Origin of the sequence: Dellaglioa algida (assembly GCF_030127605.1) — a bacterium.
In the GTDB taxonomy this organism is placed as follows: domain Bacteria; phylum Bacillota; class Bacilli; order Lactobacillales; family Lactobacillaceae; genus Dellaglioa; species Dellaglioa algida.
Map to the genome: position 1 here is coordinate 96,541 of NZ_JANXLE010000005.1, position 19,778 is coordinate 116,318.

At 37.3% G+C, this 19,778-nt stretch carries 19 protein-coding genes and 2 riboswitches; of the genes, 12 read left to right on the forward strand and 7 right to left on the reverse strand.

Going from position 1 to position 19,778, the window contains the following annotated elements; genetic code table 11:
• The first annotated feature begins 8 nt into the window (after positions 1–8).
• Positions 9–755, forward strand: a complete 747-nt coding sequence (locus tag N0K73_RS05610; protein ID WP_083478967.1) for an acyl-[acyl-carrier-protein] thioesterase — start codon at positions 9–11, stop codon at positions 753–755.
• Between the two features lie 50 nt (positions 756–805).
• Here N0K73_RS05610 and N0K73_RS05615 read toward each other — a convergent pair whose 3' ends face one another.
• Positions 806–1,783 carry an asparaginase gene (locus N0K73_RS05615; protein ID WP_112251122.1) on the reverse strand — a complete coding sequence of 326 codons (978 nt, stop codon included), beginning with the start codon at positions 1,781–1,783 and terminating at the stop codon, positions 806–808.
• 94 nt (positions 1,784–1,877) lie between these two features.
• On the opposite strand from N0K73_RS05615, the gene brnQ reads away from it, so the two are divergent.
• The 7 genes from brnQ (at position 1,878) to tsaD (ending at position 7,928) form a co-directional block, all read left to right on the forward strand.
• Positions 1,878–3,239, forward strand: a complete 1,362-nt coding sequence (gene brnQ / locus N0K73_RS05620; RefSeq protein WP_112251120.1) for a branched-chain amino acid transport system II carrier protein — start codon at positions 1,878–1,880, stop codon at positions 3,237–3,239.
• Between the two features lie 62 nt (positions 3,240–3,301).
• Positions 3,302–3,400: riboswitch (THF riboswitch) on the forward strand.
• Between the two features lie 40 nt (positions 3,401–3,440).
• Complete coding sequence (locus N0K73_RS05625; RefSeq protein ID WP_112251118.1) at positions 3,441–3,962, forward strand: folate family ECF transporter S component; 522 nt, start codon at positions 3,441–3,443, stop codon at positions 3,960–3,962.
• 13 nt (positions 3,963–3,975) lie between these two features.
• The gene (locus N0K73_RS05630; protein ID WP_112251116.1) at positions 3,976–4,365 is read left to right on the forward strand and encodes a tautomerase family protein; all 390 of its coding nucleotides are present in this window, start codon (positions 3,976–3,978) and stop codon (positions 4,363–4,365) included.
• Positions 4,366–4,487: 122 nt separating this feature from the next.
• Complete coding sequence (gene galE / locus N0K73_RS05635) at positions 4,488–5,477, forward strand: UDP-glucose 4-epimerase GalE (protein WP_057974263.1); 990 nt, start codon at positions 4,488–4,490, stop codon at positions 5,475–5,477.
• Between the two features lie 122 nt (positions 5,478–5,599).
• On the forward strand, positions 5,600–6,319 hold the full coding sequence (gene tsaB, locus N0K73_RS05640) for a tRNA (adenosine(37)-N6)-threonylcarbamoyltransferase complex dimerization subunit type 1 TsaB (protein ID WP_112251114.1): 720 nt from the start codon (positions 5,600–5,602) through the stop codon (positions 6,317–6,319).
• Entirely contained in the window at positions 6,303–6,869 is a 567-nt protein-coding gene (rimI, locus tag N0K73_RS05645; RefSeq protein ID WP_112251112.1) for a ribosomal protein S18-alanine N-acetyltransferase, read from the forward strand. Before tsaB ends, rimI begins: the two co-directional genes overlap by 17 nt.
• A gap of 30 nt (positions 6,870–6,899) precedes the next feature.
• Positions 6,900–7,928, forward strand: a complete 1,029-nt coding sequence (tsaD, locus tag N0K73_RS05650) for a tRNA (adenosine(37)-N6)-threonylcarbamoyltransferase complex transferase subunit TsaD (RefSeq protein WP_057974266.1) — start codon at positions 6,900–6,902, stop codon at positions 7,926–7,928.
• Positions 7,929–8,018: 90 nt separating this feature from the next.
• Here tsaD and cytX read toward each other — a convergent pair whose 3' ends face one another.
• The 6 genes from cytX to N0K73_RS05680 form a co-directional block, all read right to left on the reverse strand.
• On the reverse strand, positions 8,019–9,206 hold the full coding sequence (cytX, locus tag N0K73_RS05655; protein WP_112251110.1) for a putative hydroxymethylpyrimidine transporter CytX: 1,188 nt from the start codon (positions 9,204–9,206) through the stop codon (positions 8,019–8,021).
• 1 nt (position 9,207) lies between these two features.
• Positions 9,208–9,867, reverse strand: a complete 660-nt coding sequence (gene thiE / locus N0K73_RS05660) for a thiamine phosphate synthase (protein ID WP_112251108.1) — start codon at positions 9,865–9,867, stop codon at positions 9,208–9,210.
• Complete coding sequence (gene thiD, locus N0K73_RS05665) at positions 9,854–10,675, reverse strand: bifunctional hydroxymethylpyrimidine kinase/phosphomethylpyrimidine kinase (protein WP_404825134.1); 822 nt, start codon at positions 10,673–10,675, stop codon at positions 9,854–9,856. The genes thiE and thiD overlap by 14 nt, the downstream gene beginning before the upstream one ends.
• A gap of 5 nt (positions 10,676–10,680) precedes the next feature.
• Entirely contained in the window at positions 10,681–11,472 is a 792-nt protein-coding gene (gene thiM / locus N0K73_RS05670) for a hydroxyethylthiazole kinase (protein WP_112251104.1), read from the reverse strand.
• A 57-nt stretch (positions 11,473–11,529) separates the two neighbouring features.
• A riboswitch (TPP riboswitch) is annotated at positions 11,530–11,636 on the reverse strand.
• Between the two features lie 77 nt (positions 11,637–11,713).
• A complete protein-coding gene (locus N0K73_RS05675) occupies positions 11,714–13,651 on the reverse strand; it encodes an ABC-F family ATP-binding cassette domain-containing protein (protein ID WP_112251102.1) in 1,938 nt (645 codons plus the stop codon).
• Between the two features lie 18 nt (positions 13,652–13,669).
• Positions 13,670–14,308 carry a CPBP family intramembrane glutamic endopeptidase gene (locus N0K73_RS05680; RefSeq protein ID WP_112251100.1) on the reverse strand — a complete coding sequence of 213 codons (639 nt, stop codon included), beginning with the start codon at positions 14,306–14,308 and terminating at the stop codon, positions 13,670–13,672.
• 226 nt (positions 14,309–14,534) lie between these two features.
• On the opposite strand from N0K73_RS05680, the gene groES reads away from it, so the two are divergent.
• From groES to N0K73_RS05700, 4 genes are all read left to right on the forward strand, one after another.
• Entirely contained in the window at positions 14,535–14,819 is a 285-nt protein-coding gene (groES, locus tag N0K73_RS05685) for a co-chaperone GroES (RefSeq protein ID WP_112251098.1), read from the forward strand.
• 30 nt (positions 14,820–14,849) lie between these two features.
• The gene (gene groL / locus N0K73_RS05690) at positions 14,850–16,475 is read left to right on the forward strand and encodes a chaperonin GroEL (protein WP_057974274.1); all 1,626 of its coding nucleotides are present in this window, start codon (positions 14,850–14,852) and stop codon (positions 16,473–16,475) included.
• Positions 16,476–16,728: 253 nt separating this feature from the next.
• The gene (locus tag N0K73_RS05695) at positions 16,729–18,558 is read left to right on the forward strand and encodes a potassium transporter KimA (protein ID WP_057974275.1); all 1,830 of its coding nucleotides are present in this window, start codon (positions 16,729–16,731) and stop codon (positions 18,556–18,558) included.
• A 110-nt stretch (positions 18,559–18,668) separates the two neighbouring features.
• Positions 18,669–19,754 carry a glycosyltransferase family 4 protein gene (locus tag N0K73_RS05700; protein ID WP_112251096.1) on the forward strand — a complete coding sequence of 362 codons (1,086 nt, stop codon included), beginning with the start codon at positions 18,669–18,671 and terminating at the stop codon, positions 19,752–19,754.
• Positions 19,755–19,778: the final 24 nt, after the last annotated feature.

The following is a 19,778-nucleotide window of genomic DNA, read 5'->3' on the forward strand; positions in this document are numbered from 1 at the left end:
CGGACATAGTGGAAGATAATAAGTTTAGTGAAACGCATCGCGCCGTCTATTACGAAGGCGATAAAAGTGGTCGTGTAACAATGGCCATGCTAATTAATATGATTATTTTGGTCTCAACGGATCAAAGTGATCATCTGGGTCTCACCGAAAAGCATCTATCCGATTTGGGTTTCGGTTGGGTTATTACGCAATATCTGATTGATGTTGAGAGAATGCCTCATATTGATGAAAAATTAACGTTAACAACAGAGGCAGTTTCATATAATCGCTTTTTCTGTTATCGAGACTTTTGGGTTCATGATGAAGAGGGTAATGAGTGTGCACGTGTTCATGCTGTACTCGTCTTAATGGATCATGAAACGCGTAAAATGGTTCGGGTATTACCCGAAGTTATTGAACCTTTTGGGGCCGAATATACGCGTAGAATTGAACGCTTAGAAAATCCAGTTGGTATTTCAGATGAGGATACGGTAGATTTTAAAAAATCATATGATGTTCGATTTTTTGATATTGATCCAAATCAACATGTTAATAATTCTAGGTATTTTGACTGGTTATTGGATTCACTGACAGAAGAATTTCTGATGTCACATAACTTAAAACATATGAATATTAAGTATGAAAAAGAAATTCATTATGGTCACAAAATCGATAGCATCGTTGTTATAAAGAACGAGGGATTATTAACTCATCATCAAATTAAGATTGGTGATGACGTGTATTGTGAAGCAGATTGTGAATGGACAGAACGTTAAAATTAAAAAAGTCTCAACTTCATTATTTGAAGTTGAGACTTTTTTCGATTTTATGACAATGCATCTGCGACGTAAATTGCGAGTTCATCTTTTTGAAGTCCGGTACTCAAACCAACTAATAACTTAATGCGTGCTTTTTGCCCGTTTAAGCCACGGCAGAAGATGCCACCCATTTTCTTTAATTGGACGCCACCACCTTCATAGTCATAAACATCTTGTGCCACACCATTAAAACAGCGTGAAACAATGACGACTGGGATATCTCGGTCGATTAATTTTTGAAGATTTTCTAGAACTTGTGGTGGCAAATTGCCAGCGCCAAGAGCCTCGATGACAACACCGTTTGTTTGGTCGTTATCAAGAAAACCAAGTAACTCAGCGTCCATTCCGGCGTAAGCCTTAACGAGATAAACGTGATCAACAACTTCATCAATTGCTAGGCAAGTTTGACTAAGTAACTCGGCAAAAAAATTAACACTGTCTTTAGCAATACTACCAATAGGACCAAATGTTGGCGTTCTAAATGTTGCGACATTAGTTGTATGTGTTTTTGTGACATAACGAGCAGTATGAATTTCATCATTCATGACGACTAAAACACCTTTATCCACGGCGTCATCACTTGCGGCAGTTAAAATGGCTGTTTGGAAATTGTGTAAACCATCTGAGCCGATTTCATTTGCTGAGCGCATGGCACCTGTTAGGACAACTGGTAAGTGATTAGGTAAGGTTAAATCTAAGAAATAAGCGGTCTCTTCCAATGTATCTGTGCCATGAGTAATAACGACACCATCAATGTTTTCATTGAAAGCGAGCATAATTCTTTTTTGGATAATTAACATTTCTTTAGGGCCGATATGTGGAGAGGGTAGATTAAAGACATTCTCAGTAATTAAATCAAAACGATCACCAAATGGGTTTACGGCTTGATTTAAAGGGTTCTCTGCACCGGGCGCAATAGCTCCCGTTTCTTGATTTTCGGACATGGCAATAGTGCCACCAGTATGTAAAATTAATATTTTTTTCATAGTTTCCTCCTTGCTGACAATTAGATTATACAGATTATATTGTACTTTGACTATGAATTTGTTACGGTATATGACAGATAAGGTGGTCATGAAGATGGAAGAAAAGCGATTAAGTAGGAACGATTATTTATTTATTAGTTCAATGTTATTTGGGTTATTTTTTGGCGCAGGAAATTTAATTTTTCCTGTTTTTGTTGGTCAGCAATCAGGACAAAATCTTTGGTTAGGTAACTTAGGCTTCTTAGTCGCCGGTGTCGGGTTACCCTTTTTAGGCGTCATTGCGATTGGATTATCCAAAAGCCGAGGTGTCTTTGAGTTAGCATCCAAGGTTAGTAAACCATACGGTATCATTTTTACAATGTTACTTTATTTAACGATTGGGCCGTTATTTGCTGGGCCAAGATCAGCAACAATCCCGTTTGAAATTGGGATTGCGCCGCATATTAAACCCGGTCAACAAGCTGGTTGGCTTTTATTATTTTCGTTTTTATTTTTTACGGTAGTTTGGTTGTTGGCAATTAAGCCAACTAAGATCTTAGTTTATGTGGGTAAGTATTTAAACCCAATATTTTTATGCGCGTTAGCTATTTTATTATTATTCGTATTTATCCAACCAATGGGTAACTATGCAGATTTTGCTGCAACAAGTATTTATCAAAAAAATACATTTATGTCAGCTTTTGGGCAGGGTTATTACACAATGGATGCACTGGCTGGTCTAGCTTTTGGTATTATTATTGTGGATACAATTAAAGATTTAGGCGTCACAAATTCCAAATCAATTACAAAAGGGATTATTTATTCTGGTAGTATCAGCGTTATTTTAATGGGTATTATCTATACCTGTTTGGCCTATTTAGGGGCAACTAGCTTAGGTTCATTTGCGCGTTCTGATAATGGTGGAGCTGTTTTGGCTCAGGTAGCAGAACGTTATTTTGGAAGCTTGGGGAGTCTCTTTCTCGCTGCAATTATTGTAGTGGCCTGCATTAAGACGGCAATTGGCGTAACTAGCGCCTTTGCTAAAACATGCGCTGAAATTATTGGCCGGGGTAGTTATGAATTGTATCTTACATTGGGTTGCGTGGTTAGTTTCTTGATTGCAAACGTTGGGTTAGATCAATTAATCTCGTTATCAACGCCGGTCTTAATGTTGCTTTATCCGCTTGCAATTGTCTTGATGATTGCAGCATGTTTGGAACCCGTTTTGGAGAGCTATAACTTAAAAGTTGGTATTTTATACAAGTGGTTAACCGTGCTGACCTTTTTTAGCGCTATTTTTGATGGGTTAAACGCAATGCCAATGTCAGTAAAAAATCTAGCATTTACGAAAAATATGTTAAATTTTGCAAATCATTATCTACCTTTATTCAATATTGGCTTGAGTTGGATGCTACCTGCTGCGGTTGGCTTAATTATGGGCTTTATTTTTATGATCCGGAAAAATAAGGTAAATTAAAATGAAACATTCAGTGTTAATTAAGTTTCGTGCTATACTGTCCAAGTAGTAAACTACAAAATTTCGGGGTAGAGAGTACAGCGTTAAGTGCCAAAAGGACGGAATGTGTCTTTTGGACGAAGGCTAGCAATAGCTGCGGTTGTATTCTCGCATTCGCCGCATATTATAATGTGGCAACTCCAACGAGGAGATGTCTGAATCATGGAAAATTTAACAAAGAGATTGACTGCAAGGAATATAGCAGTGATGGGCTTATTAATAGCCGGTCAAATTATTCTAACCAATTTTTTATCGTATCAAGTATTAACGTTGAGGATTAGTTTTACGTTTATTGTGACTTATCTTCTGGCAGCTTGGTTTGGCCCGTTACTGGGTGGTATCGGTTCTGTTTTATCCGATTTGGTTGGGACCATATTATTCAGTAAAGGGGGAACCTTTTTCTGGGGATTCACATTATCCGCTTTTCTGGGTGCGTTTTTCTATGGGCTTGTGTTTTATAAAAAGCCATTTACATTACCACGGATTATCATCGCCGTATTAATCAATGTCATTGTGATTGATTTATTATTAAATACATTTTGGTTGGTACTCATGTATCAATCGCCTTGGACAATTATCTATGCGCGTGGGATTAAAGATTTATTTTTAATTCCTATTCAAATTATGTTGTTGTATATTGTTGGTAATAATAAACAGATTCAAAGATTAGGTAAACGATTATAGGGGGGGATGGATTATGCCAGTAATGAGAGTTGATATGATTAAAGGCCGTTCTGAAAGTCAGATAAAAGAGATTTTGGACATTGCGTATGATGTTATGCTTCAATCATTTGGTGCGCCAGTCGGTGATAGGTATCAAATTGTTACGCAACACGCGGCAAACGAGATGCAAGTTCTGGATACCGGACTAGGATTTACGAGAACCGAAGATGTCCTCGTTTTCAGTTTAACAACACGACCAAGAACGACTGAGCAAAAAGAAGATTTTTATCATCGGTTAATGAATCAGTTACAACAAAAAGTTGGCTTGAGACCGGAAGATTTAGTGATTAATCTAACAATTAACACTGATGAAGATTGGAGCTTTGGTATGGGGAAAGCGCAATTCTTAACAGGTGACTTATAAAAAAATTACAAGACGGCGAGTTTATTGCCATCTATTTATTTATTGAAAAGGCTTTAATTCGTGATATACTCAATGAAGTAAGCTATAATGAAATTATCAAAAACCCCTTGGAGGAATGTTAAATGTCAATTTTAGTTTTAGGTGGCGCAGGCTACATTGGTTCACATACTGTTGATCAGTTGGTAGAAAATAACCGCGATGTGGTTGTTGTTGATAACTTAGTAACGGGACATGTAGAAGCTGTTAATAAAGCAGCAAAATTTTATCAAGGCGATATTGCAGATAAAGATTTTATGCGCGATGTTTTCAAAAATGAAGATATTGAAGCGGTTATCCATTTTGCTGCCTCATCTCTTGTTGGCGAATCAATGGAAAAACCATTAAAATATTTTGACAACAATACAGCAGGAACGGTTCATTTACTTGAAGTCATGACTGAGGTTGGTGTGAAGAAGATTGTCTTTTCTTCAACGGCAGCAACGTATGGAGAACCTAAAGTTGTGCCAATTCATGAAGACGATCCTCAAATTCCAACGAATCCATATGGTGAAAGCAAATTAGCCATGGAGAAAATTATGCATTGGACTGACGTTGCAGATGGCGTTAAATTTGTTGCCTTACGCTACTTTAATGTTGCAGGCTCAAAACCAGATGGTAGTATCGGTGAAGATCATAATCCTGAAACACATTTAATTCCAATTATTTTACAAGTTGCCAATGGTGAACGTGAAAAATTACAAATTTTTGGTGACGATTACGATACAAAAGATGGTACAAATATCCGTGATTATGTCCACGTTATCGATTTAGCAGATGCACATATTCTTGCTTTAGATTACTTGCTTGAAGGAAACGAAAGTAACGCCTTTAACTTAGGTTCATCTAACGGATTCTCAAACAAAGAAATCTTAGAAGCAGCTCGTCGTGCAACAGGTAAAGAAATTCCTGCTGAAATTGCACCAAGACGTGCAGGTGATCCTTCAACATTAATTGCCGCTAGTGGTAAAGCACGTGAAGTTCTTGGTTGGACACCTAAGTATGAAAATATGGAAGACATTATTAAAACGGCATGGACTTTTGAACAGTCACATCCAAATGGTTTCTCAAAATAAATATATAGCGACGATAGAGCAAGAGACTTGCTCTATTTTTTTGTTAATTTTTTCTTAGAAAAAATGTGTTAAGCTATTTTTGTGCTAAAATATGAACAAAGCAGAAATAAAGGAAGATATGAATGAAAATTTTAGCAATTGATACATCGAACATACCACTCAGTGTCGCTGTTCTAGAAGACAAGACGCTATTGGCAACTATGACAACAAATATTAAAAAAAATCATAGCATTACACTGATGCCAGCAATCGCTGATGTCATGAAATTAGCCGGCGTAAAACCTGCTGAATTAGATAGAATTATTGTTGCGCAGGGACCAGGGTCTTTTACAGGCCTTAGAATTGGCGTTGCAACTGCCAAAACACTCGCGTTTACATTAGATTGTGAATTAGTCGGTGTTTCTAGTTTGGAACTATTGGCTGCAGGTATTTCAGATGACAAAACCGATATCGTACCGTTATTTGATGCCCGCAGAAATCATGTTTTTTCCGGCTTATATAGAAATAGTAATGAACTGATAAATGAGTTGCCAGATCAACACCGAGACCTTGTGGCATGGCTTACTGAATTAAAAGAACGTAACCAATCACAAATTTTTGTTGGAACTGATGTTGATTTATTTAAGCCCCAAATTATCGATATTTTGGGCGAACAGGCACATTTCCCGGCTCCCTTTTTAAACGTCCCACAGGCCTTTATTTTGGGGCTAATTGGTAAAGATAAAGAGCCTGTTGAACAGGAAACGTTTATTCCAAATTACCTACGTTTAACGCAGGCAGAATCCCAGTGGCTAGAAACTCATTCAGATAAGGATCATAATACCTATGTTGAAAAAATTTAAAGCACGAGTGAAACAAATCATCCCAGATTTTAGGATAGATGAACCCGCGAGAACATTAGTTTTTCAAAATCATCGTATTCAAATTAGAAATGAAACTTATTTTATGACACGTGCTGTTGTTCCTGATATTCCTGAACTACTTGAAATTGAGAAGGCAGTTTATGATGGTAAATCACCATGGAGTGCTAAAATATTCGAAGGCGAGATTTGTCAAAAAGGGAGAACCTTGTATCTTGTCCTACGTAAAGAAGATAAAATGTTAGGGTTTATTGGCTGCTCAACGGATGCATTAACTGGGGATGTTCACATTACGAACATTGCCGTTCTGCCAGAATGTCAGGGTAGAGGGATGGGTAATTTTCTAGTTACGGCAATCACGAAGCGAGCTCGATTAATGAAATTTAAAACAGTTAGTCTAGAAGTCCGTCGTGATAATCAGGCCGCATTGAACTTGTATCACCAACTGGGATTTAACAAAGTTGGTATTCAAGAGAATTATTATGTTGAAGATGGCCAAGATGCCGTTGATATGTTACTTAAATTAAGATAGTAAATATAAAGTCAGTAGGAAGGAGTCCCGATGAGCGCAGAGAAAAAAAATTTAATTTTAGCATTTGAATCAAGTTGTGATGAAACTAGCGTTGCGGTGGTTGAAGATGGACATATTATACTGTCGAACATTGTTGCTACACAGGTTAATAGTCATAAACGATTTGGCGGTGTGGTACCTGAAGTCGCTAGTCGCCACCATATTGAGCAAATTACGAGTTGCGTTCAAGATGCAATGACGGAAGCCAACGTTAGCTATGACGATCTAGATGCAGTTGCAGTTACTTATGGACCTGGATTAGTGGGTGCATTATTAGTTGGTGTATCTGCAGCAAAGGCAATTGCTTTTGCCCATGAATTACCATTAATACCAGTTAATCATATGGCCGGACATATCTTTGCGGCGCGTTATGAATCAGAGATAAGCTACCCTTCAATGGCGCTACTTGTTTCGGGTGGACATACAGAACTCGTTTATATGCCAGAAGAAGGTCAATTTGAAATTATCGGTGAGACGCGTGATGACGCTGCCGGTGAAGCTTACGATAAAGTAGGACGTGTTCTTGGGATGACTTATCCATCAGGAAAAGAAATTGATGAACTTGCGCATACAGGGAAGGATACTTTTAATTTCCCTCGTGCAATGATTAAGGATGATAACTATGACTTTAGCTTTAGTGGCTTGAAGAGTGCCTTTATCAATACCGTTCATCATGCAGATCAACTAGGTGAAACGTTGGATCGTGCCGATTTAGCAACGAGTTTCCAACAAAGTGTAGTTGACGTGCTTGCTGAAAAGACGCTTCGCGCATGTCATGAATATGATATTAAGCAATTAATTCTAGCTGGTGGTGTAGCCGCAAATAAAGGGCTACGCGCTAGACTTGAAGCTGACATGGAAAAAATGGATACTGTTGAATTTATTAAAGCACCCATTAAATTATGTGGTGATAACGCTGCTATGATTGGTGCCGCAGGTTATGTTGAATTTCTAAAAGGGCAACGTGCTGGTTTAGATTTGAATGCGGATCCTAGTTTAGAATTTGATTGGATTGCTTAACTATCAATATGAAAATAGAGTTCTAGAATGATATTTGATGTGAGGTTAACATCGAGGGTCATTCTAGAACTCTATTTTTTTACTTTCAGTTTAACGTATTTTTTTAAGGTATCGCTTAGGTAAAATAAATTGTGACAAGTAAACAAATAAACTCAATCCGATTAAGAGTACAATTGTTGTCCCCAGGATGAAATCGAATGGTTGCAGTTGGTAGTAAGCGAAAATACCAACTAGCCACCAAAAAATATTTAACCAATAAGGTAACGATTGCTTCATAACGAAATAACTAACAAATACAATTGCATACAGTGGTGTGAAGACGGATGCGATAAAATATAAGAATGTTTGATAGTTATCAATTGGGACTATCCATGCGATGATTAAACCAAGTACCACGATAACAGGACTAATTAATTTCATATTTTTGAATGGATGAATATTTTGAATATTAATTGTGGCTGAGAGGACATCTAAAAAAGTTGTCGTTACAGTTGAAAAAATAATGATGAATAAGGCAATAATACCTAAACCAGAAGTGACTAAGAATGATGTGAAATCAGTATAGCCAGTTCTAGTTGTTAAAAATAAGCCAATTGTAAACATGATAAAACTACCGATAAAGTAGCCCATGGAACTGATTGCGGACATCGCGATTGGACGAGTTGTTGATTTTGTGTAATCACCAATCAGTGGTAACCAAGACAATGCCATAGTAATATTTAGTTCAACGGCTGAACCAAACGTCATCGTAGTAAGATTTGGCGTATGTGAAATGGGCGTTTTAAAAATTAAAAAAATCATGATGATTGAGCCAATAACTAACAGACTAACAATAACTAAATTAATCTGATATAAGTGAGATATGTCAACTAAAAGCCAAATGATAATTAAAATTGCCATAATGATGCCCATAATAATTGAATTTTTAAAATTAAATAAGGAACTTGACACACCATTCATTGCGGAAATAGCGTTAACAATCATAACTGCCGTCCAACCAATTAATTGAACTAAGTTGATCAGTGAGAATAAAATAACGCCGGTTGAACCGAAAGTAGATTTTGTTGATTGAATAGCCGTCTGATGTTTCTTAGCGCCAATATAACCGGCAGGTAATAAAAAGAGACCGCACCCAATTAAATGCCCCATTAAAATAGCAAGGAGTCCTTTGGAAAACCCGAGTGGTACTAGCAACATTCCAGTCATAATTTCAGCGATTGAAATAGCTGCACCCAGCCAAATTAAAAATTGGCCATGTAGTGCTTTAGATTCAGACATCTTAGGCGTCCCCCAATTGGAAATAACGATTAATGGATTGCACCGTTTGTTTAATATTGGTACTTTGGGAAATTAATGAGATAACGGCAACGCCTGAAACAGTTGTCTTGGCTAAATCGGCTAAATTAGTCTCTGAAATACCGCCAATGGCAACAATCGGGTGATCACTGATAGCCAGTAATTGAGAAAGTCCGGCAATTCCGAGTGGGGCGGTGGCATCCGGTTTAGAACTTGTAGGAAAAATTGGGCCACTGCCAATATAATCAACAGCTGATAATTGATTTGCTACATTAATTTGATCAAGCGTCTGGCAAGAGAGTCCAATACTTAATTGACCTGCTGCTTGTTGAATGACATCTGTAATTCGTTGATCTGTTTGACCAACGTGAATACCGTCTGCGTGAATGTCGAGTGCTAGAGAAAGGTCATCGTCAATGAAAAATGGGACATTGTATGCTGCACATAAATTTTGACAGCTGATTGCAAGTGCCTTTTTCTGCGTTTTATTTAACGGATTTAATGGATTTTTTTCTCTGAATTGAAAGCAAGAAATACCGGCTTTTAACGCTTTTTCTAATACAGGTAGTAATTGATTGTCGGGAACGTCTTGTGTTCCTGCAATAAAGTAACTTGCTAACCACGTTTGGTTAAAGTTTTGCATTTTTTGCGACCTCTCGATATGCCCAATGGTTTAGGGGACCATGACCGTGGCCAACAATAATACCATCGGCAATTGTCGCTTCAACATATTTTTTGGCTGTTATAATAGCCGTTTCAACGTCCGCTCCCTTGGCTAACTCAGCGGCGATACATGCTGATAGCGTATCTCCGGTACCATGAGTTCGGATTGTATCAATGCGTTTTGAAGATAACCAAAATGAATGGCCATTTTCTAGTAAGACAAAGTCACTCGCAGTGTTTGCAGAATTCTGATGACCACCTTTAATAATGACATTTTTTGCACCTAAAGCCTTCATTTTTTTACCGGCCATAATCATATCTTCCTTGGAGTTAATCGTTAGACCTGTGAGTACTTCAGCTTCAGGAATATTTGGCGTCACCACTGTAGCCAGTGGAACCAAATTTTCTTTAATTGTGATGACGGCATCTTCGGTCAGAAGCGTTGCTCCACCTTTTGCGACCATGACGGGATCAACAATTAACGGACCAAAGTCGTATTTCTTTAGGTTTTCTACGACAATAGAAACGTGCTCTGAATCGGCTAGCATTCCTGTTTTGCACGCTTTAATAGCTAAATCATCTGCGATTGATGTGAATTGTTCATTAATAATCTTAGCGGGTAGTGGAAGGCTATCTTGAACGCCTATTGTATTTTGTGCCGTAATTGCGACAAGAACAGTGGCAGCGTACACGTGGCGTTCTTGCATTGTTTTCAAATCAGCTTGCATACCAGCACCACCGCTGCTATCTGATCCAGCAATTGAAAGTGCTTGTGGAAAATCAGTCATTATATTTAGTCCTCCATAGTTATTTGGTCGGCAATTTCTTTTGTTGTCACCAAATGTAATTTGTCTAGTAAGGCGACAATAAAGCTACCTGGTTTTTCATCTACCAATTCATTTGCGACGATTTCACCAGTTGTCGCAAAAATAAGACAAGCCATTCTTGCTGCTTCAAAGTAATTATCTTTAGAAACTGCTGCAAATGCGGCAATTAAACTTGAAAGCATGTCACCTGAACCTACGTGAATCTGGAAAAGGGGCGTGCCGTGAGTCACCGTTGTGTCATGCGTTCCATCAGAGATATAATCGGTTGGACCGCTCAAAACAACCGTACAGTTGTAACGTTGCGCGACTTTTTTTGCGACTTCTGCCAAATCAGCGGACCCATCACCAGCATCAATTCCTTTGGCCTGCCATTTGATACCGGCAAGTGCGGCTATCTCACCAGCATTACCACGAATAAAGTCAAAATGGATATGGTCTAATAAATTAGTGACCACTTTTTGGCGGTAAGGCATTGCCACGGCAACGGGATCTAGTACAAGTGGGATATTTAAGTCATTGGCAAGTTGACCGACTTTTTCAATGTAGGGGAGCTCATCACTTCTGAATGAGCCCATATTAATTGCGGCACCGGAAGAAATCTGAAGCATTTCGCTCGCTTCTTCAATTGCGCTGGGCATAATGGGCGAAGCACCAATTGAGTTAAGCCCGTTGGCAACGTCTTGAACAGTGATGTAATTTGAAATATTAAATATAACCGGATTTTCTGAACGGATTCTATCGAGTAATTCTAATTGCATGGTTTCTCCTCTTAAGTACACAAAAACCCCACTCCTTAACAAAAAAATCGTAGAGTGGGGTCCTTCTTCACACTTTCCTACGCAAGTTTTGACTTACAGGTTCGAAGGGATTAAGCCGCAAAAGCTTATCTCAGTTCTTCTAAAGAACACCCCTAGTGTACTTATATTAAATTTTTAGTTTACAAGAAAAGAATAGGCTTTCATTGCTTGAATGTCAACAAATAACAAAAAAGAAGCGAGTCTATTCAAGAGCTAGACTTGCTTCTTCCCAATTGCTTTCTGCAGTTTCAATTGCAATTTGAACGGTTTGTAAATCAGTTTGAAGTTCTTGAAGTTTATCAGCATTACTGAAAATATCAGGCTGTGACATTTTTTCTTCAAGTTTCGTTTTCTGAGTTTCCAAAGCGGTCAGTTCAGTCTCTAAACGATCAATTTCACGTGTTAACTTACGTTGTTCTTTTTGAGTCTCTTTATTTTGTTGGTAATTAGTTGTAACTTTGGCTTCAGGAAGTGTGGTCGTTGAAGCAAGTTCAAGGGCTAGTTTTTCAGCTTCAATTGCTTCCAGTTCTTCTTTTTTATCCACGAAGTAATCGTAATCGCCCATGTAGTAAGTTGAACCCTCTCTAGAGACTTCAATAATACTTTCAGCTACTTTATTAATAAAATAACGATCATGTGAAACGAGTAAGACTGTTCCGTCAAAGTTATTAATCGCTTTTTCGAGAACTTCTTTACTATCAATATCCAAATGGTTAGTTGGTTCATCAAAAATTAAGAAATTATCTTTGTTCATCGCAAGCTTAGTTAAGGCTAAACGTGCTTTTTCACCACCACTCAGGTTAGAAACACGTTTCAAAACGTCATCCCCGGAAAACAAGAAACTGCCTAGTAATGAACGAATATCTGTTTCGGGAGTTGAGGGATGGTCATTCCACAATTCGTCTAAAACAGTATTTTTATCCGTTAATTGGTTTTGTTCCTGATCATAGTAACCGATATGAACGTTAGTACCAAGAAAAGCTTCACCACGAATAAAGGGAATTTGGCCTAAGACGCTCTTAAGTAGGGTAGATTTACCAACACCATTTGGTCCAACAATAGCTTGAACCTGATGTTTATGTAAGTCGATCGAAACGGGCTCGGATAACACTTGATTATCATAACCAACGGCTGCATTAGAGACGGTTAAAACAATATTGCCACTCTCATCTGCGGATTTGAAACTGAAACGCGGCGCCTTTTCATCACCTTCAGGACGGCCTACTTTATCCATTTTTTCAAGTTGTTTACGGCGACTTTGTGCTCGCTTAGTTGTTGAAGCACGCACAATATTTTTATTAACAAAGTCTTCAAGTTTTTCAATCTTATCTTGTTGTTTTTCAAAAACTTTCCATTCTTGTTTCAAATTTGCTTCTTTTTTAATAATGAACTGTGAGTAGTTACCGTTGTAATGTGTGGTTTCATTGTGGCTCATATCGTAAACCTCTGTCACAATTTTATCTAGGAAATAGCGATCATGAGAAACAATGAGAAGGGCGCCTGTATAGGTTTTTAAATAACCTTCTAACCAAGTTAACGTTTCGATATCCAAGTGGTTAGTGGGTTCATCTAAAATAAGTAAATCGCGTTTTTCTAGAAGTAGTTTGGCTAAGGCAAGACGTGTTTTTTGACCACCGGAAAGGGTTCTGATGTCGCGTCCAAAATCCTCTTCAAAAAATCTAAAACCATGTAAAACGGAACGGATTTCAGATTCATAACCGTAACCATTTTGTTCACTAAAATCATGTGAAAGTTGGTCGTACGTTGTTAATAGTTTTTCGAATTTTTCAGAATCTTCTGTATTTTCCGGGTCGGCAATTTGAGCTTCAAGTGTATGAATTTGAACTTCCATTTTCTTTAAGTAGTCAAAAACGTGACTCATTTCTTCCCAGACTGAGCGTTCTGAAGAAACAGTTGTTGTTTGGGCCAAGTAACCAATAGTCATCCCTTTATGTTTAATGATTTGACCGGCATCAGTCACTTCTTGATCAATAATCATTTTAATTAACGTAGATTTTCCGGCGCCGTTTCGACCAACTAAGGCAATCCTGGCGTCATCCTTGATATCCATATTGGCATTTTCAAATAAAACATCTGCACCAAAATATCGAGCTGCTTGTTGTACTTGTAACAAAATCAAAATAATTCCACCTTTCTTTTAGAGTAGTGCTTGAATCGTTAACACTAAACTGTTCATGAGAATATGTGCGACCATGGACGTTTTAATATCACCCGTTCGTTTGTAAAGATAGCAAAAGAGTAATCCAATTAAGAAGTAGATAGCTAAATGGCCATCGTTATGTGCCAAACTAAATAAGAGACTAGACGTAATTGCGGCAAAGGCCGGCGGAATAAAACTTGCTAAATTGCCAAAGAAAACCTTTCTAAAAACGAGTTCTTCCATAATTGGGGCACCGAGTGAGACGGCCAGCATGTAATAAGGATATTTTGAAAAAATAGTCATGATCTCGCTCGTATTTTGTGAGGCCACGGTTGTTTTTAAAATGGCGTATGAGATTAATTGGATTCCCATCTGGATGACTAGGGTTAAAACAAATCCAAGAATTCCCCATAAAATAATTTGCGACCATTTGGATTGGCCATCTATTGAATTTTTATTACTAAAATGATGGTTTAACCAGATTAGTAGTAGGGCGCCTAAAACGTAATCGGCCGTCATAACGGGATAAATAACTGATTTTAAAGAAAAGATTTGATTTAGAATTGTTGGTAAAATGAAAATAATAAGATAACCCAATAAAATGGCTATTGAGTTTTTACTAGTTGATTTTGACATGAAAACTCCTTTAACGACTATTAATTAGTTACGACTGTTTTTGTTGAACAAATTCGTATGATAAGTATAGCATAATTGACCGAATAACGAATTTAATTCATATCAAAATTTCCATATAAATAAGAGCTTAAACACTTGCAATTATCCCGAAAATTGATTATAGTTAATTTTGTGATTAGCACTTACATAGATAGAGTGCTAAATAATATAGTTGGAGGGATAGAACGTGTTAAAACCATTAGCAGATCGTGTTATTTTAGAAGTAACTAAAGAAGAAGAAACAACAGTAGGTGGAATTGTCTTAGCAAGTAATGTGCAAGAGAAACCACAAACAGGTAAGATTATTGCGGTGGGTGATGGTCGTACAATGCGTAATGGTGAAAAAATCGCCGTTGCTGTCAGTGTCGGACAAACCGTTTTATTTGATAAATATGCTGGATCAGAAGTTTCATTTGAAGGTAAAGACTACTTGATTGTTCATGAGAAAGATATCATTGCAACAGTAGATTAATATAAATTTTAAAGATGAGGTGGATTAATTATGTCAAAGGAATTAAAGTTTTCTGAAGATGCTCGTTCAGCAATGCTTAGAGGTGTTGACCAATTAGCCAATACCGTTAAATCAACTTTAGGACCAAAAGGCCGTAACGTTGTTTTGGAAGAATCATATGGTTCCCCAATCATTACAAATGATGGTGTGACAATTGCTCGCGCAATTGAATTAGAAGATCATTTCGAAAATATGGGCGCTAAATTAGTTTCAGAAGTTGCATCTAAAACTAATGATATTGCTGGCGATGGAACAACAACGGCTACTGTTTTAACGCAAGCAATTGTTACCGAAGGTATGAAAAATGTGACTGCCGGTGCTAACCCAGTTGGTATTCGTCGCGGAATTGAAGCAGCAACTAAAGCGGCTGTTGCTGAATTGCACGAACTATCACATAAAGTTGAAACTAAAGAAGATATTGCACAAATTGCTTCCGTTTCTTCAGCTAATGATGAAATTGGTGCTTTAATTGCTGATGCTATGGAAAAAGTTGGTAACGATGGCGTTATTACAATTGAAGAATCAAAAAGTATTGATACATCATTAGATGTTGTTGAAGGGATGCAATTTGATCGTGGTTACTTATCACAATATATGGTAACTGATAACGATAAAATGGAAGCTAACTTGGAAACACCATACATCTTGGTGACAGATAAAAAGATTTCTAATATTCAAGAAGTATTACCATTACTACAATCAATCGTTGAGCAAGGTCGTCCATTATTAATCATTGCTGATGATGTTGATGGTGAAGCCTTACCAACATTGGTCTTGAATAAAATTCGTGGTACATTCAATGTTGTTGCTGTTAAAGCACCTGGTTTTGGTGATCGTCGTAAAGCAATGCTTGAAGATATCGCCATCGTAACTGGCGCAACAGTTATTACAGATGAACTTGGTTTGCAATTGAAGGATACAACAATTGAACAATTAGGTTCAGCCGGAAAAGTCAATATCACAAAAGAAAACACAGTGATTGTTGAAGGTTCAGGTAATAAAGAAAAAATTATCGAACGTGTTGGTTTAATTAAAAAACAAATCGATGAAACAACTTCTGAATTTGATCGTGAAAAACTACAAGAACGTTTAGCTAAATTGTCAGGTGGGGTTGCCGTCATTAAAGTTGGTGCCGCAACTGAAACAGAATTAAAAGAACGTAAGTACCGTATCGAAGATGCTTTAAATGCAACACGTGCCGCTGTTGAAGAAGGTTTCGTAGCTGGTGGTGGTACTGCATTTGTTAATGTAATCGGTAAAGTTGCTTCACTTGAAGCAGTTGGTGATGAATTAACAGGTATTAAGATTGTGCAACGTGCTCTAGAAGAACCAGTACGTCAAATTGCAAAGAATGCTGGTCTTGAAGGTTCTGTGATTGTTGAAAAATTAAAATCAGAGAAACCTGGTATTGGATTCAATGCCGCAACAAATGAATGGCAAGATATGATTGCAGTTGGAATTGTTGATCCAACAAAAGTGACACGTTCAGCATTACAAAATGCAGCTAGTGTCTCAGCATTATTATTAACGACTGAAGCAGTTGTTGCTGATAAACCAGAACCAATATCTGCAGCTGACCCACAACAAATGCCTGGTGGCATGGGCGGCATGATGTAGACCCAATTGTCATAAAAAATAATAAATTTTGAAGAGCTATTAATCGCTGCTATTATGGGGCTGATGGCTCTTTTTTTTGTTCTTAAATAAAGTTCGTTCATGGTGTTGTATATTTAAATATAAACGAGTAAAATAGACTGCATTCGGTGGATAGTTAATATTGTTTAAAATAATTATCTGGCAAGATACATGTGTCATTTTGGCAGCATGTATAACGATTAAAAAAATATAGAACATAAGGGGTAAAAATGAAATGCGGCGTTATTTAAAGAGACTTTTAATAGGGAAACCATTAAAATCTTCTGAAGAGGGAAATCAACAATTATCAAAATTTAAGGCATTGGCTCTCTTATCATCAGATGCATTGTCATCCGTGGCATATGGGACTGAACAGATTGTTACTGTTTTGGTTGGTTTTTCTGCGATGGCAATTTGGTACTCATTACCTATTGCCTTGCTAGTCCTAGTTTTATTGGCATCAATTACAATTTCATATCGTCAAATCATTCATGCTTATCCTAAAGGTGGGGGCGCATATGTCGTCTCGAGTAAGAACTTGGGAAAAAATGCAGGTTTGATTTCCGGTGGGTCACTTCTAATTGATTACATGTTAACCGTTGCGGTTAGTGTGTCCGCCGGAACTGAAGCGCTGATTTCCGCTGTCCCATCACTTTATGGGCATCAGGTTGGTATTTCGGTAGTTATCATTATTTTAGTAATGGCGATGAATCTACGTGGTTTACGTGAATCCGCATCATTTCTAACAGTTCCGGTTTACCTTTTCGTGGTTATGATCATTTTAATGTTACTTGTTGGTGGTTATAATATTATGACAGGTCAGGTACCATATCATGCGACGGCCGCCGTTGGTACTGCTGTTCCTGGTATCACAATGGCGTTACTATTAAAAGCATTCTCATCAGGTTCTTCTTCATTAACTGGTGTTGAAGCAATTAGTAATGCGGTACCTTTCTTTAAAAAACCACATGCTAAAAATGCGGCAGCTACGTTAACAATTATGGCAACACTTTTAGCAATCTTCTTTGGTGGAATTACTTTCTTGAATTACTGGTATGGAATTGTACCTACTGAAAAAGTGACTGTCCTTTCTCAAATTGCACAAACAACATTTGGACAAGGTATTTTATACTATATTTTCCAATTTTCAACAGTTTTGATTTTGGTATTAGCAGCAAATACAGGTTTTTCGGCTTTTCCAATTTTAGCTTTTAATTTAGCTAAAGATAAATTTATGCCTCATTTATACATGGATAAAGGTGATCGCTTAGGTTATTCTAACGGTATTATCACGTTAGCTGCCGGATCAATTATTTTAACGTTTATCTTTAATGGGACAACATCGTTGTTAATCCCATTGTATGCAGTTGGTGTTTTCATTCCGTTTACGTTATCTCAAACGGGTATGATTGTAAAATGGTACCACGATCGTCCAAAAGGTTGGATTATGAAGGCCTTTTACAATTTCTTAGGTGCTTTTATTTCACTAAGTATCTTGTTAATTCTCTTTAGATATCGTTTATCAACTGTATGGCCATTCTTTATTATTATGCCGGTCATGTACATTATTTTCTATAAAATTAATGATCACTACAATAAAGTTGCCGAACAATTACGTTTAACAGAAGAAGCAGAAATTCACGATTTTGATGGCTCGACGGTTATCGTTTTAGTTAGTTCTGTGACCCATGTTACAACCGGGGCAATTAATTATGCGCGTTCAATCGGTGATTATGTTATTGCAATGCACGTGTCATTTGATACGAATCCTGAAAAGGAACACGAAACAGAACGCGAATTTAAAGAACGATTCCCAGGTGTTCGCTTCGTTGATTTACATTCGTCATATCGTTCAATTGCATCGCCCGTTGTGAAATTTACGGATGTCATTGCTAAAAATGCTGCTGCTCGTAACTTTACGACAACAGTTCTGGTGCCACAATTCTTACCTAAAAAACCATGGCAAAATATTTTGCATAACCAAACGAGTTTAAGATTAAGATCAGTTTTAAATTCTCGTGAAAATATTATTGTCGCAACTTATAACTACCATTTGAAAAAATAATGACCGAAAAACATCAATTAATTTTAATTGATGTTTTTTTTGAATTCAGGTAACAACGTGGTATAGTTATAAGGATATTACAACACAATACCATGAGGAGAGGGACTATAATGTTTCCAATTATCGTAGCATTTTTCGCAACAGCGCTTATCTCCGCGTTGTTAACGCCAGTTGTCAGATTGTTCTCACTTAAGATTGGCGCAGTTGATGTACCAAATAAACGTCGAGTAAATAAAATTACAATGCCTACAATGGGCGGCTTAGCTATTTTCTTGGCCTTTAACTTCACAAACTTCTTCGTATTAAGAAATCAGTATCCAATTAAAATGTTGGTCTCGCTATCGATTGCCGAGTTGGTAATCATAGTTACCGGTGCTTTAGATGACAAATTCGAATTAAGTCCGCGACAAAAACTAATTGGCATTACCATTGCCGCTTTGATTGTTTACTTTTTTACAAATATGCGGATGACAACATTCACGGTACCTTATTTTGGCATCGTAAACTTAGGTTGGCTGAGCTTACCAATTACAGTAATTTGGATTTTGGCTATTACAAATGCAATTAATTTAATTGATGGATTGGATGGACTCGCAACGGGTGTCTCAATTATTGCGTTGTTTACGAGTGGGTTGGTAGGATATTTCTTTTTAGTTAACACAAATAGTTATATTGCTATCATGATGTTTACGTTAGTTGCCGCTTTAATTGGCTTTTTACCCTATAACTTTTTTCCGGCAAGAATTTATCTTGGGGATACTGGCGCGCTGTTTATTGGCTTTATGATTGCGGTATTTTCACTATCTGGGCTAAAAAATGCAACATTTATCTCAATTATCGTGCCAGTTTTAATTTTGGGTGTACCTATCACGGATACAATTTACGCGATGTTACGTCGAATTTTAAATAAAAAACCTATTTCTCAAGCAGATAAACACCATTTACATCATCGATTAATGCAAATGGGATTAACTCACCGTCAAACGGTATTGGTTATTTATGGAATTGCCCTGATTTTTTCATTTATTTCCTTACTGTACCCCATCTCGTCAATTTGGGGTTCAATATTAATGTCAGTGGCAACACTGATAGGATTAGAGTTATTCGTTGAGTCCATTGGGTTAGTCGGATCGAAACGAAAGCCACTCTTAAATTGGATTAAAAAAATTGTTAAAGCCATGACTTCAAAAAAATAAATAGAAAAAAAGGATGTCCGCTTT

Bases quoted from the DNA above. Each gene is read 5' to 3' on its own strand.
- N0K73_RS05615 (WP_112251122.1), bottom strand. From the start codon at position 1,783: ATGAAAAAAATATTAATTTTACATACTGGTGGCACTATTGCCATGTCC.
- brnQ (WP_112251120.1), top strand. From the start codon at position 1,878: ATGGAAGAAAAGCGATTAAGTAGGAACGATTATTTATTTATTAGTTCA.
- N0K73_RS05625 (WP_112251118.1), top strand. From the start codon at position 3,441: ATGGAAAATTTAACAAAGAGATTGACTGCAAGGAATATAGCAGTGATG.
- N0K73_RS05630 (WP_112251116.1), top strand. From the start codon at position 3,976: ATGCCAGTAATGAGAGTTGATATGATTAAAGGCCGTTCTGAAAGTCAG.
- galE (WP_057974263.1), top strand. From the start codon at position 4,488: ATGTCAATTTTAGTTTTAGGTGGCGCAGGCTACATTGGTTCACATACT.
- tsaB (WP_112251114.1), top strand. From the start codon at position 5,600: ATGAAAATTTTAGCAATTGATACATCGAACATACCACTCAGTGTCGCT.
- rimI (WP_112251112.1), top strand. From the start codon at position 6,303: ATGTTGAAAAAATTTAAAGCACGAGTGAAACAAATCATCCCAGATTTT.
- tsaD (WP_057974266.1), top strand. From the start codon at position 6,900: ATGAGCGCAGAGAAAAAAAATTTAATTTTAGCATTTGAATCAAGTTGT.
- cytX (WP_112251110.1), bottom strand. From the start codon at position 9,206: ATGTCTGAATCTAAAGCACTACATGGCCAATTTTTAATTTGGCTGGGT.
- thiE (WP_112251108.1), bottom strand. From the start codon at position 9,867: ATGCAAAACTTTAACCAAACGTGGTTAGCAAGTTACTTTATTGCAGGA.
- thiD (WP_404825134.1), bottom strand. From the start codon at position 10,675: ATGACTGATTTTCCACAAGCACTTTCAATTGCTGGATCAGATAGCAGC.
- thiM (WP_112251104.1), bottom strand. From the start codon at position 11,472: ATGCAATTAGAATTACTCGATAGAATCCGTTCAGAAAATCCGGTTATA.
- N0K73_RS05680 (WP_112251100.1), bottom strand. From the start codon at position 14,308: ATGTCAAAATCAACTAGTAAAAACTCAATAGCCATTTTATTGGGTTAT.
- groL (WP_057974274.1), top strand. From the start codon at position 14,850: ATGTCAAAGGAATTAAAGTTTTCTGAAGATGCTCGTTCAGCAATGCTT.
- N0K73_RS05695 (WP_057974275.1), top strand. From the start codon at position 16,729: ATGCGGCGTTATTTAAAGAGACTTTTAATAGGGAAACCATTAAAATCT.
- N0K73_RS05700 (WP_112251096.1), top strand. From the start codon at position 18,669: ATGTTTCCAATTATCGTAGCATTTTTCGCAACAGCGCTTATCTCCGCG.